We start from the raw sequence: 12958 nt of genomic DNA on the forward strand, positions 1-12958 counted from the left end.
ATGTTTTTTATACTTCTTCAATTCAACTTGTGTTTCCTGTATTAATATGTTTCTAAAATTAATTTTTCTCATGTAATTATGAATTGGTTATTGCCCAATTCGTATTATGAATAATTCGCTGTTAATGCTTAACGATTACCGCTTTCTGGCGGATTAATATGCGATTACTTATTGACTGACAATGGCGTTAGTCAATGTATCTTTGATAATATGCACTGCATGAAGTAATTCTGAGCCGGTAATAATCAACGGGGGCAGTAAACGTAATGTGTTGTCCCGTGATGAAAGTGTTAAGATTCCTTGCTTATGCAAGCCAGCAATGATTTTGCTGACCTCAATATCCGATTTGAGATGGATACCGACCATTAGTCCTTTACCGGAAATTCCCTCAACTAATTCTAATGGTTGGATTTCTTTTTCTAAAAAATGCCAGAAAAAGAGCGACTTTTGCTGAACGGCTTCAAGAAAATCATCATTTAGGATGGTTAGTACAGCTGATGCAGAAGCCATCGCGAGTGGGTTTCCGCCAAAAGTTGTTCCATGGCTCCCAGGGCCAAAGGAAGAAGCAAGCTCTGTCTTTCCAATCATTGCCCCTACAGGAATTCCATTTGCCAAGCCTTTAGCTGCAGTTATAATGTCAGGATCGAGGTTTAAATGCTGATATGCAAAGAGTTTTCCGGTTCGTCCCATCCCGGTCTGAACTTCATCGATAATCAAAAGAACTTTTTCTTGTTTGCATTTAGCACCTACAGCCTCGAGCCAAGCAGGATCGCCATTGACTACGCCGCCTTCACCTTGAATAATTTCTAAAATTACTGCTGCAAGATCGGATGTTATCTGTGCTAAAGCATCTGGATCATTGTATTTTGCAAATTTGACATCAGGAACAAAGGGACCAAAGCCCTCTTTTATCTTATCGTTTCCAGTCATAGAAAGTGAACCATAGCTGCGACCATGGAATGAATGATCAAATGCCAAAATTGCACTTTTGCCAGTTGCTTTACGTGCTAATTTAAGTGCGGCTTCATTAGCCTCAGTTCCAGAATTGCAAAAGTAAACATCTTTGTCTTCATCTTTTACCAGCAGTGAAGCCACTTTTTCTTGAAGTGTGCTGTCATATAAATTGGATGTATGCCATACCTTATCCAATTGAGTTTTAACAGCATCTTTTATTGGTGCAGTGTTGTATCCTAGGTTGCAGACTCCGATTCCACTGGTGAGATCCAGGTATTTTTTACCATTGTTGTCTATTAGAGTGACACCATTGCCCTTTACTATTTCAAATGGAAACCGTTTATATGTCGGAAAAATATGTTTCATTTTCATTTTCTCCTTCCTGAATGATAAGAGTACCAGTCGTTGTCAATTTGTTTGTGATCGAAACATGTTCGACACCTGTTTGAAAAGCCTTAAAAGCTGCGGATATTTTAGGTTGCATACCGTTTGTAATAATTTTTTTATTGCGTAAATTGTGCGCTGTTTCAAGAGAAAGCTTAGGAACAATCTTGCCATTATTCAAGACACCGGGAACATCGGTCATAAGATAAAGTGCAGTTGCGTTCAGCAGACTTGCAATGTCTGCTGCTGCTGTATCAGCATTGACGTTCAGCCATTGTTTTGAAGGTGTCAAAGCAAGCGGAGCAATGACACCAATATGCGTAGTTAGCAGTTTTTCAAGTAGATTTTTATTTACCGCTTTTATTTTACCAACATAACCATAGGTCTGTTTATCTAGAAAATCACCAACTAAGAGATTATCATCGGCTGCATTTAAACCTATGGCAGGCAACGAATGTGCACTTAACCCTTGCAGGAGTTGTGTTTGTGTTTTTCCAAGTAAAACCATTCGGGTTAAGTCAAGTGTTTGTTTATCAGAAATACGAATACCATTAATCTTGCGGATTGGCAGCTTCAATTGAAGCGACAATTTTGAAATGGTAGAACCACCGCCATGAACTAAGAGAATTTTTTTCCCTTCTTTAAGCCATAGGTGCAATTGCTGATAAAATTCAGCCGTCAGCTGCCCGATCGTGTTCCCACCAATTTTAATGACAATAAAATCTTTCATTCTGTAGTCCTTTCTCTCTTACTAACAAAGTGTTTTTAAAAGCTTGCTTTGTTTATCAACTATGATAGGCGGCATTGATTTTGACGTAGCCATAAGTTAAGTCACATCCCCACGCTTGACCTTTAGCTTCTCCATCATGTAGGTCAACATCAATTGTTACTTTAGAATCTTTTAAGCTGTTGCTGGCGGTTTCTTTGTCGAATTCAGCAGCTAAACTATGATCAACGACCAAAATATCGTTAAGCTTGATTGTTATATTTTGAGGATCAAAAGCAGCGTCAGTGGCACCAATGGTACTCATTACACGGCCCCAATTAGGATCATCTCCAAAAAGCGCTGCTTTAACAAGGCTTGAGCCGACGATTGCCTTCGCAATTTTTTTACCGTCTTGAGTAGATGAAGCTCCATTAACATTGACTTCAACCAACTTAGTGGCACCTTCACCATCTGCAGCAATGCTTTGAGCTAGAAAAGCTAAAATATGATGAAATGCTGACTTAAAAGTAGCTAATTCTGGAGAAGAAGACGTAATTTCATTGTTTTGAGCTAAGCCATTCGCTAAAACAAGCACCATATCATTTGTCGAAGTGTCTCCATCAACTGTAATTTGATTAAATGTCTCATCGGCCAGTTCACTGATAAGTGTTTGCAGTGTAACAGGACTAATAGCTGCATCAGTTGTGATGAAAGCAAGCATCGTAGCCATATTTGGATGGATCATGCCTGATCCTTTAGCAAAGCCAGTCATTGTACATAGACGCTCTCCAAGCTTAAAGGAAACGCTGATCTTCTTAGAACGAGTATCAGTTGTCATAACTGCTTTAGTCACGGTATCTGTTTTTTTACTTTGTAATTTACTAATTCCAGCAGTTATTTTTTCCATAGGGAGGTATGCTCCAATTAAACCTGTTGAGGCAACGCCAACAAGTGCCGGAGAAATGTTTAACTTTTCGGCCACAAGTTTTTGTTCCAGAGCAACGTCTTTTTCGCCCTGCAGACCTGTACATGAATTGGCAAATACACTATTCATGACGACGGCTTGCAGTTTCTGAGACTGAGTAACGGTTTTTTTAGTTAGAGCAGTTGGAGCGGCACAAACTTTATTTGTGGTATAAACACCGGCAGCAGTTGCTGGAACTTTTGAGTAAAGCCAGCCAAGATCAGGGCGTTCTTGACGCATGCCAGTATTGACGCCATCACTATAAAATCCTTCAGGCCAAGTAAATTCTATTTCGTGATATTTTTTTTCTGTATTCATAGTTTTGCTGCTCCTTTATTTAAGGGAAAATTGGTAGTGAGGGTAAGCCGGCTTCTTCGGAAAAGCCAAACAAATTATTAAAGTTTTGAACAGCTTGTCCTGCCGCTCCCTTCATTAAATTATCAATTACTGAAACAATAACAATCGTGTTGGTAGCTGGATTATAATCAAAGCCAATGTCACAGTAATTTGAACCAACGACTTCTTTGATACTTGGGACACCATCTGTTAAAATTCGAACAAATTTTTTATGTTGGTAATGTTTTTGAAATGATCGTCGTAACTTTTCCAAGGTAACATTCGATGCTGCTTTAACATAAATTGTTGCCATGATGCCACGAGTCACGGGAATCAAAGTAGTTGTAAATTGGATTGCTGGGATATTTGCATTCCATTTTTGCAGCTGCTGTACAATTTCAGGGATGTGCTGATGCTTGTTTAACTTATAGAGCCAAGCATTTTCGTTTATAAAAGTATAATGATTACTTGCACTAGGTTTTTTCCCTGCTCCGGAAACACCGGATTTAGCATCAACAATAATCGTATCGGGAATAATCAGGTTATCAATTACTAAAGGAGCAAGGCCAAGTAATGTAGCGGTTGCGTAACAGCCTGGATTTGCAATATATGGGCTCGCTGGTAGATTGAATTCTGCCAACCCATAGCAGGCTGCTTGAAGCAGCTCATCAGGTGCTGATGGCTTGTTATACCACTTGGAATATGTCAACGAATTTTTAAACCGAAAATCTCCGGAGAGGTCGATAACAGGAAATTTCTTTTCAATGAAAGGTCGGGCTAGCTGCTTGGTGACTCCTGATGGTGTAGCAAAAAATAAAACATCATCGTCATTCATGATTGAAGCAGCATTGAATTCCTTTAATTGTAGGTGCTCGTTCAAATATGCAGGGATAGCTGCATCAAGAAATTCAGCAGTTTCCGTTTCTTTATGATGACCATATAGATCAATATGTGTAACGTTAGGGTGTTGTTTTAATAGTGAATATAAAACTGCGCCGCTATAACCAGTAGCACCCAATAGCCCAACTTTCATTTCTTTTCCTTCTTCCATCCATATAAATTGAATAACAATTCATTTTGTTGTTTATAACTATATTATATTCCAGCTTTTGTTTCAATAGTTTTTTAATAAAATTTCAAAAAAATACCATTAAAATGAATATTTATATGTATATAAGCAAAAAAATGCATATATTATCAAAAAGTGAGTAAAAAAGTATTTTTTTGAATAAAAAGTATAAATCGAACTTTTAATGTATAAAAAAGGCTAGAACGTAAAACTGCCGTTTAGTCTGAATATTTCAGCCTAACTAATTATTTGCAGTAATAGATCTAGTCTTTTATATTAAAGATATATGTTTTTTTTATTCGGCTCTCTCAATAGCATCCGCAATATTATCTTTTGAAAAATCGTGTTCCATGAATTCATTATTGTTGACAGGCAGATGCTGCTCTAAGGTGTCAAAGAGTTGTATGTCTAGTTTCCCAGAGGCAAGTTTGAAGTCGAGCACATGTCCACCAATTGAATGATCATCCGCAAGAAAATGATTATGGAAGCCGCCAACAGCAGCACCATGGAAAAGTGTTGGCGAGTAGTAACTGAGGAGTGTTCCTTCAATGTTATGCTTTTCGAAGATACTTTGTTTCTTGGCCGTTTCTTCTAAAGTATCAAATGGACGGCTAGATTTGACAACAGCTCGTGTTTTCATGTAAGAAAAACTGCCCCTGACTCGAATAGAGAAAAAAGTGTTAGCATTTGTTTTTCCGCTTAAAGCAGCATTTGCAAATTTTTCTGGGTCAGCATCTTTCAATGAAGTTAAGAATTTAAAATCGGCAAAGTGAATATTAGCGAAAGGCATTGAAAAATCATTTCCAATGACATGCACTTTCCCGAAACTGTCGGCCTGATAAGGAACACCATCGAGAATTATTAATTCACCATCCAAACCCTCGCCAGTCCCGATACCTGTGTCGCCGTGTTGCAAAAGCTCCTTCATTGTAAGAGTTCCTGATAGTAGGCCCGGGACTAGTAGAGCTAGCGTTCCATGCTGATAAAAAACATTTGTTTGTTTCATTGCTTATTCCTCCTGTATTGTGTAGCATTGTAACATTAAAAAACAGTTTTATTTATGATTTATGTTGTCCTCAACATTTTAAATAATAACACACAAATCTGATTAACCGGTATTAGGGATTCTTAATCGACAAAAATAGAGAGAGGGAAACCAGGTATTAAATTTAGACAGTGTAAATTATGGTTAAAAAAAGTTTGGAAGCGGCTGCTTAGCTTGATTTTAAACAATTCTTTAGATACGATGAAACTGTCTTTTGTTACAATTAGGAATATGAAGTGCTGAAAAAGAAATAAACATGCACGGTGCTTTGGAATTTATAGGATAGTGCGAAGCATAGAGAGAAAATAAATATAAACTAAGGGGTTAACGAATATGAAAATTCTAGTTGTTGATGATGATAAAGATATTGTTGAACTATTAAGTATTTACATTAAAAATGAAGGATATGAAGTTGAAAAAGCATATGATGGGAAAGAAGCGATAACAAAGCTCAACACTAATCCCGATGTTTCTCTTATGATACTTGATATTATGATGCCTCACATGGATGGCATTGATGTTATCAAAGAAGTTAGGAAGGATTCACAGATTCCTGTGCTGATGTTGTCTGCTAAGACAGGCGATCTTGATAAAATTCAAGGGCTAATTCAAGGTGCTGATGATTATGTGACTAAGCCATTTAATCCCCTTGAGGTGATGGCACGTGTCAAGTCATTGCTAAGACGATCACAACATTCTGTAACCAATGATGTGCCAGATATTCTTGAAGTTGGGCCACTTATTATTAAGAAAGATTCGCATGAAGTTGAGACAGTTGATGGAAAATCGATTCAATTAACAGCATTGGAATTTGGTATTTTGCATCTGCTTGCCAGCCATCCTAATCGTGTTTTTTCTGCAGATGACATTTTTGAGCGTGTTTGGCAGCAGGAGTCTGTAGTTTCAGCGAAAACAGTAATGGTCCATGTTAGTCATTTGCGCGACAAGATTGAAGATGCTACTAACGGTGAGAAGGTAATTCAAACGGTTTGGGGTGTCGGGTATAAGATTGAGGCACACTAGACCAGAAATGGAGATGGTTCTTAAGTGAAACTCACCGCGCGTGAAAAAAGCGAATTGTTCGGTGAAGGTATTGTGACAGTCATTCTTTTACTCTTATTGAATTTATCAATTTATGTTTTGCTGGACCAGATGATAAAGTCAAATCCGGCACTGGCAGATGGTATTTTTCAAATAAAAATGTCCCTTTCTTTCGGACCAGGTCCATACCATATTCGTTTTTGGAGTTGGGGCGGCCTCTTTGTCAGCATTATGTTGGTTGCGGATGTGTTCATAGTGTACTGGCGCTTGATTAGACGTTATCGTCAAATTCAGCTGCATCATGTTATCTCTGAGCTTCACTATATTGCTGAAGGCCATTTTGATCATCGGATTCCTTTTCAACTGCAAGGAGATATGCAGCGGGTTGTTCAGAGCATCAATGCTCTGGTTGACAGTACAATTAAGTCAATGGAAGAAGAACGTCAGATTGAACGTTCAAAAGATGAACTTATTACGAATGTCAGTCATGATATTCGGACACCTTTGACTTCGATCATAGGGTACCTAGGATTGATTGAGGACAAACAATATCATTCGGAGGAAGATGTTTTTAAATACACTCACACAGCTTTTCTAAAGGCAAAGCAGATGAAAGTTTTGGTAGAAGATCTCTTTGAGTATACTAAAGTGCGTCAGACGGCGACTCCATTGAATTTAACGCAAATTGATGTTGGTCAGATGATACAGCAATTAGCGGCTAGTTTTGAACTTGAGGCAAATAAAAAGGGAATGAAGATTACCACTGAAGTTACCGCAGATCAGGTCATGATGGAAGCTGACTCTGAGAAACTAGCTCGTGTTTTTAACAATTTGATTTCAAATGCTTTAAAATATGGGAGTGGGGGTAAACACATTCTTTTGAAAGCTTCACACGCTAATCAGAAGGAAATAATTGTAGAAGTCGCAAATGACGGTCCAATGATTCCCAAAGAATCGCTCCATCAGCTTTTTGATCGTTTTTACAGAGTTGAAGGTTCTCGTTCAAAAGAAACTGGCGGAAGTGGGCTGGGGTTGGCGATTGCACAAAGCATTGTTGATTTGCATAACGGATATATTTACGCTATTTCAGATAAGCAACTGACAAGCTTTGTGATGCATCTTCCTGTCAAACAAATTTATAAGATAGAAAAGGAACAAAATAATTAAAAATTAAGATTAGTCGTTGTCAGACTAATCTTTTTTGGTTATTCTAGAGTAGACTTAATAAACGAGGGGACAGACAATAATGTTGATTTTTAAGAGAACAAAAAAGTTGCTGCTAGGATTAGTGATAGCTGCGACTGCTTTTGCTTCGACCGCTAGTGGGATCTTTATGAATAGTGATGAGAATGTTAAGGCCGATACAGCAACAACAGACAAGGCGCTTCAACTGGACGTGAAGGCAGCAATAGCAGTTGATGCCAAAACAGGACAGATTATTTATAGTAAAAATGCAGATCAACTCTTACCGGTTGCATCAATGACCAAACTTCTTTCGATTTACTTAGTATTGCAGGCAATTAAAGAGGGTAAGTTGTCATGGGACCAAAAGGTACCTGTCGATAGCGCTTCTTATCAAGTAAGCCAAGATACCAGCTTGTCGAATGTCCCACTAAAAAAAGATACTAAATATACTGTTCGCCAATTGTATCAGGCTAGTCTGATTTACTCGGCAAATGGGGCTGTGATGACGTTAGCAAATGCAGTCTCAGGTTCGCAAACTGCTTTTGTAAATAAGATGCGACAGTTGCTGAAGAGTTGGAATATTAACGATGCCGAACTTTATACAACTTCTGGACTTGGAAATGATGAGATTGGTTCCGGCAAGTATCCTAATGCGCCCGTGAAGGCTGAAAATAAATTGTCGGCTAAGGATATGGCACTGATTTCACAGAAATTGTTGCAAGATTATCCAGAGGTTTTAAAAACGACAAGTATTGCACGAATGAAATTTAACAACGGGACTAGTGAAACTGAAATGGAAAACTGGAATTGGATGCTGAAAGGGTTAACTAAATCTTATTCAGAACTTCCAGTAGATGGATTGAAGACAGGGACTTCTGATAGTGCAGGTGCCAATTTCACGGGGACTGTCCACAAGAACGGTCATCGAATTATTACTGTTGTTTTAGGTGCTAAACATGCAAACGATGAAGACACTTCACGCTTTGAACAAACACAAAAATTGATGTCATACGTCTATAATAATTTCACCTATACAACCATTAAGGCGCATACGAAGTTTAAGAATGCATCCAGTTTGCCAGTTTACCATGGGAAAAAGCTAACAACTCAAGTAGCAACTAAGCAAGATTCAGATATTTGGTTAAAAAATGGAACCTCTGTTAGTGATTTAAAGGCCAGCTTAACTGGAAATAAAAAATTATATAAAAAAGACGGGCTTGAAGCACCAATGGCTAAAAATAAGGTTGTTGGTACGTTAGCCTTGAATGCGCAAGGCCAGCAATTGGAATATTTGAATGGTAATAGCAAATTAAAACTCGCTGCAACTAATACAGAAAAAATTCAAAAGGCAAATATCTTTGTTATTATGGGAAGAGCGATTAAAAACTTCTTCACCAATCTTTTTTAGATTTTTAAGAGCAAAGAGTGTAAGTTTTGGCAGAGCATATTATATAGAAACGATAAAAAATAGATTTTTCAAAGGGGCTAGCTCAAAATTCAACTTTTGAGCTAGCCCCTTTTTGATTCCATATGGACGTGGTCCGTAAGTCAAAATTCTTCATCAAATTTCGAATTGCTCATAGCGAAGGACGCACTATGTTCGTAAATTCGCTTTAGTACGCAAATTTAATCGACTTATGCCACAATATCTTCTTTTTTTCGAAATATAACCGGTAAAAAAATTAAAAAGCATCTCAAATTCTAATTTTACCGCAAATTTTAATTAAACAGCTTGATTTTTATATTGCTGCATTACTGAATTATTTTATTTGCAGTAATTCGCATCTTGTTTTACGTGGATATGGAGTGTATATTATAGATTGTCAAAGTAGATGATAATATTTATAGTATTAAATTAAGGCAGAGGTGAGAATTTGAATATGATAAAAGAGGAGTTCAAGAATATAGGAAAACATAAATTGTTAGTTGCAACAATCTTAGCAGTTATGTTCATTCCTTTTTTGTATGCTGTTTTTTTCTTGAAATCGGTTTGGGATCCATATGGAAATACAGGATCATTACCCGTGGCAGTTGTTAATGAGGATCGAACAGTTGAATATCAGGGAAAGAAGATGGCAGTCGGAAACGATCTTGTCAAAAAACTGAAAAAAAATGATGATTTACAATGGCATTTTGTTTCAGCCAAGAAAGCACTCAGTGGATTGAAAGATAAGAAGTACTATACGATTATCACAATTCCAAAGAACTTCTCAAAAAATGCAACAACAGTGTTAGATAAAAATCCTAAGAAAATGCGCTTGATATATAAAACAAATGACTCATTGAACTATATTGGGAAGGTTATCAGTGAAGAAGGCGCTAAGCAGTTGAATACTAAAGTGCGTGCATCCGTAACAGACGCATATGCCAAAACAATGTTTTCAACTATTAAAACTGTTGGTAAGGGATTTACCACAGCTTCTAAGGGTGCGGGTAAACTCAGCACTGGTTCGAATACTTTGTCTGATGGAATCAACACGTATACAGCCGGAGTTAAAAAAGTTAATAATGGTGTTATTACACTTCAGACTGGCGTGGTTCCTCTAAGTCAAGGTGTACTTAAATTAACGACCGGTGCAACGGCACTTAAGACGGGAATTAATCAATACACAGCTGGTGCAGCTAAAATAAACACAGGAACCCAGAAATTAAATGGAAGTACAAGTACACTAGCGAGCGGTGTTAGCAAGCTCGCGACTGGCTCGAATACACTTTCTACCGGTGTCTACGCTTATACCTCTGGAGTAACGAAGGTTAATAATGGCGTCCAAACATTGAATGGCAGTACTGGACAGTTAGCAAGCGGTGTCGGTCAGCTTGCAACTGGTTCGAATAGTTTGAATAATGGTGTTAATCAATATACGGCTGGCGTCGCCAAGGTCAATAGTGGTTTGGGCGAGCTGAATAGTCAGACAGGGACACTTGCATCCGGAGTGAACCAATTGTCTGAGGGATCTGCGAAACTTTCTACCGGTGTCTATGCTTATACCTCTGGAGTAACTCAGCTTAATTCCGGCTTAGGGAAGCTTTCAAACCAATCCAGCCAATTGAATAAAGGAGCGACTGCGTTGAATAATCTTCCGCAGGCAGCGTCAGCATTGTATGTTACTAATGCAGTCATTTCGGGTGGGCTTAAGCAAATTGACACCGAACTTAAAAATACACAAGATCTTTCGAGTGCTATTACGTTATTGAAAAGTTTAGCAACTTTCTATAATCAGTACAGCAGCACATTATCCAATATGGGAGCATTGACAACGAGTTTGCAAACAGTGAATGCTTCACTGCAGAAAATTGCACAAAATAGTCAAACAATTCAACAGAACGCGCAGGCACTCGAGACCTCCAAAAACTTAGATGAGAGTGATAAACAAAAAGTGCAGGCAATTTTGACTGCCAATCAAACTAACTTGACGCAACTGCAGGCACTGCAAAAATCAGGTGTATCATCTGAACAAATTACGGCCGTTAATAACGCGCTGAGTAGTTTTCAAAGTATTATGAAAAACGCAAGTTTATCACAGGATAAACTGAATCAACTTGATAACGCATCGGGAAGCATAAGCAAATTATCTGCTAGTGTGTCTGCTTTAAGTACGATGGCTGCGCAGTCCCAGTCAGTAGCTGCGACCCTTAATCAAAGCGTGGGAAATAGTAGTAATGTTGATGTTGATAGTATTTTAAATGGCGGTTCGAATGCACAGAGCCAAATTCAAAGTGCTGTTACGAAGAACACCAATGGTACTAAAATCAATCAGTTAATAGCTGGTATCAAGGCTTACACAGCTGGAGTTGATCAAGCAGCCGCGGGTTCTAACAAATTAGCCCAGAATACAACAACCTTGAATCAAGGAGCAGCTAATTTGAGCAGTAATTTGTCACTTCTGAACACTAAAGTTCCGGCATTGACAAGTGGAGTTTCGCAGCTTTTTAGTGGATCAAACAAACTTAATGCAAATTCGGTATCATTGATAAGCGGGACGGCACAACTAGCATCAGGTTTAGGAACATTGAATAGTAAAGTTCCAGCACTAACAAGCGGAGTTTCACAGTTAGCATCCGGGACAGGTCAGCTTGTTGCTAACAATGCGGCGTTGAATAGCGGAGCATCTCAACTTTCTGGTGGTTTAGGAACATTGAATAGTAAAGTTCCAGCACTGACGAGCGGAGTTTCGCAGCTGGCATCTGGAACGCAGCAATTAAATAATAACAGTGCCAAGTTAAACAGTGGCGCATCACAACTAGCATCTGGGACACAGCAGCTGAACGCCAAGATTCCTACACTCGCTTCTGGTGTAAATAAACTAGCTAGTGGTACGCAGCAGTTGGCTGATAATTCGGGAAAGCTTTCAGATGGAGCTCAAAAATTACAAAAGGGTAATAAAAAGTTAGCTAGCGGTCTTACCAAAGGTGCTGCCAAGATTAATGCGGTCAAAACCTCAAACAAGACAGCAGATATGTTCGCTTCTCCATCTAACTTGAAACATGAAAATTATAGTAAAGTTCCAAATTATGGATATGCACTAGCTCCATATATGCTTTCAGTGGCTTTATATGTCGGGGCTTTAGTCTTTAATTTAGTTTATCCAATTAGGCGTTTATCGACTCCAGATGGTTCAGGAACAGATTGGTTCCTAAGCAAAGTTGCAGTTGGAACCATGATTGCAGCCGGATTAGTGCCGGATCATCCTATACAGATGATACTGAATGCTATTTTCTTCTCTATGACCGCAATGTATTTGATTATGTTGATGTCGATGGCGGGAGGAAATCCGGGGCGCTTTGCAGCCATGATTCTGCTGGTTATTCAATTAGGTGGGTCAGGCGGATCATTTCCAATTGAGATCACGAATGGAATGAACGGCTTTTTCCAAGCTGTTAACCCATTCCTGCCAATGACGTATTCAATTTTAGGGTTCCGTGAGGCGCTCACATCAGGTTTGGGAACAATTCAGTTTGTAACCTCAATGATGGTTATGTTAGTCTTTATCGTCTTGTCACTGCTTTTATTATGGCTTACGATGGTTAGACTAAGACGAAGTGGGGCAATCAGCTACGTTGAGACAGCTGAAGGAAAAGATGCTGCAAAAAAAGCATAATTCAGTATTAAAGGAAAATTTTAACCGTGATTAGCAAATTGAGGAAAACGTGTTAGTTTGATGTATATAAATATGAAATAAGGTCGCATGTATGGCCTAAGGTGTCTATAAATAAAGAGGGGCTGTGCCATAAGTCCCTAAGTGAAAGAGCTTCACCAGAGAAAGTAATGATTTT

9 protein-coding genes are annotated in these 12958 nt (G+C 38.5%); 4 read left to right on the top strand and 5 right to left on the bottom strand.

All coding sequences use genetic code 11. From position 1 onward, the window contains the following. Positions 1 to 168 precede the first annotated feature (168 nt). The 5 genes from FD20_RS07280 to budA all read right to left on the bottom strand — a co-directional run bounded on the left by FD20_RS07280 (position 169) and on the right by budA (position 5419). Positions 169 to 1320 carry an acetylornithine transaminase gene (locus FD20_RS07280; RefSeq protein ID WP_057737237.1) on the bottom strand — a complete coding sequence of 384 codons (1152 nt, stop codon included), beginning with the start codon at positions 1318 to 1320 and terminating at the stop codon, positions 169 to 171. After that, entirely contained in the window at positions 1295 to 2068 is a 774-nt protein-coding gene (gene argB / locus FD20_RS07285; protein ID WP_057737218.1) for an acetylglutamate kinase, read from the bottom strand. Before argB ends, FD20_RS07280 begins: the two co-directional genes overlap by 26 nt. 55 nt (positions 2069 to 2123) lie before the next feature. Then, the gene (gene argJ / locus FD20_RS07290; protein WP_057737220.1) at positions 2124 to 3326 is read right to left on the bottom strand and encodes a bifunctional glutamate N-acetyltransferase/amino-acid acetyltransferase ArgJ; all 1203 of its coding nucleotides are present in this window, start codon (positions 3324 to 3326) and stop codon (positions 2124 to 2126) included. Between the two features lie 19 nt (positions 3327 to 3345). Next, positions 3346 to 4377 carry an N-acetyl-gamma-glutamyl-phosphate reductase gene (gene argC, locus FD20_RS07295; protein WP_057737222.1) on the bottom strand — a complete coding sequence of 344 codons (1032 nt, stop codon included), beginning with the start codon at positions 4375 to 4377 and terminating at the stop codon, positions 3346 to 3348. 331 nt (positions 4378 to 4708) lie between these two features. Beyond that, a complete protein-coding gene (budA, locus tag FD20_RS07300; RefSeq protein WP_057737224.1) occupies positions 4709 to 5419 on the bottom strand; it encodes an acetolactate decarboxylase in 711 nt (236 codons plus the stop codon). Between the two features lie 372 nt (positions 5420 to 5791). Here budA and croR point away from each other — a divergent pair, with 372 nt between their 5' ends. The 4 genes from croR to FD20_RS07320 all read left to right on the top strand — a co-directional run bounded on the left by croR (position 5792) and on the right by FD20_RS07320 (position 12783). Then, positions 5792 to 6481: a response regulator transcription factor CroR gene (gene croR / locus FD20_RS07305; protein WP_057737226.1), complete on the top strand. Its 690-nt coding sequence runs from the start codon at positions 5792 to 5794 to the stop codon at positions 6479 to 6481. 24 nt (positions 6482 to 6505) lie between these two features. Further along, positions 6506 to 7666, top strand: a complete 1161-nt coding sequence (locus FD20_RS07310) for a sensor histidine kinase (protein WP_057737228.1) — start codon at positions 6506 to 6508, stop codon at positions 7664 to 7666. Positions 7667 to 7745: 79 nt separating this feature from the next. Continuing rightward, entirely contained in the window at positions 7746 to 9092 is a 1347-nt protein-coding gene (locus tag FD20_RS07315) for a D-alanyl-D-alanine carboxypeptidase family protein (protein WP_057737230.1), read from the top strand. A gap of 472 nt (positions 9093 to 9564) precedes the next feature. Next, positions 9565 to 12783, top strand: a complete 3219-nt coding sequence (locus tag FD20_RS07320; protein WP_057737231.1) for a YhgE/Pip domain-containing protein — start codon at positions 9565 to 9567, stop codon at positions 12781 to 12783. The last annotated feature ends 175 nt before the right edge of the window (positions 12784 to 12958 follow it).

It is taken from the genome of Liquorilactobacillus uvarum DSM 19971 (genome assembly GCF_001434935.1).
Lineage (GTDB): Bacteria > Bacillota > Bacilli > Lactobacillales > Lactobacillaceae > Liquorilactobacillus > Liquorilactobacillus uvarum.

Excerpts from the sequence above, each read along its gene's own strand:
- argB (WP_057737218.1), bottom strand. The coding sequence starts at position 2,068 with ATGAAAGATTTTATTGTCATTAAAATTGGTGGGAACACGATCGGGCAG.
- FD20_RS07320 (WP_057737231.1), top strand. The coding sequence starts at position 9,565 with ATGATAAAAGAGGAGTTCAAGAATATAGGAAAACATAAATTGTTAGTT.
- FD20_RS07280 (WP_057737237.1), bottom strand. The coding sequence starts at position 1,320 with ATGAAACATATTTTTCCGACATATAAACGGTTTCCATTTGAAATAGTA.
- budA (WP_057737224.1), bottom strand. The coding sequence starts at position 5,419 with ATGAAACAAACAAATGTTTTTTATCAGCATGGAACGCTAGCTCTACTA.
- argC (WP_057737222.1), bottom strand. The coding sequence starts at position 4,377 with ATGAAAGTTGGGCTATTGGGTGCTACTGGTTATAGCGGCGCAGTTTTA.
- argJ (WP_057737220.1), bottom strand. The coding sequence starts at position 3,326 with ATGAATACAGAAAAAAAATATCACGAAATAGAATTTACTTGGCCTGAA.
- FD20_RS07315 (WP_057737230.1), top strand. The coding sequence starts at position 7,746 with ATGTTGATTTTTAAGAGAACAAAAAAGTTGCTGCTAGGATTAGTGATA.
- croR (WP_057737226.1), top strand. The coding sequence starts at position 5,792 with ATGAAAATTCTAGTTGTTGATGATGATAAAGATATTGTTGAACTATTA.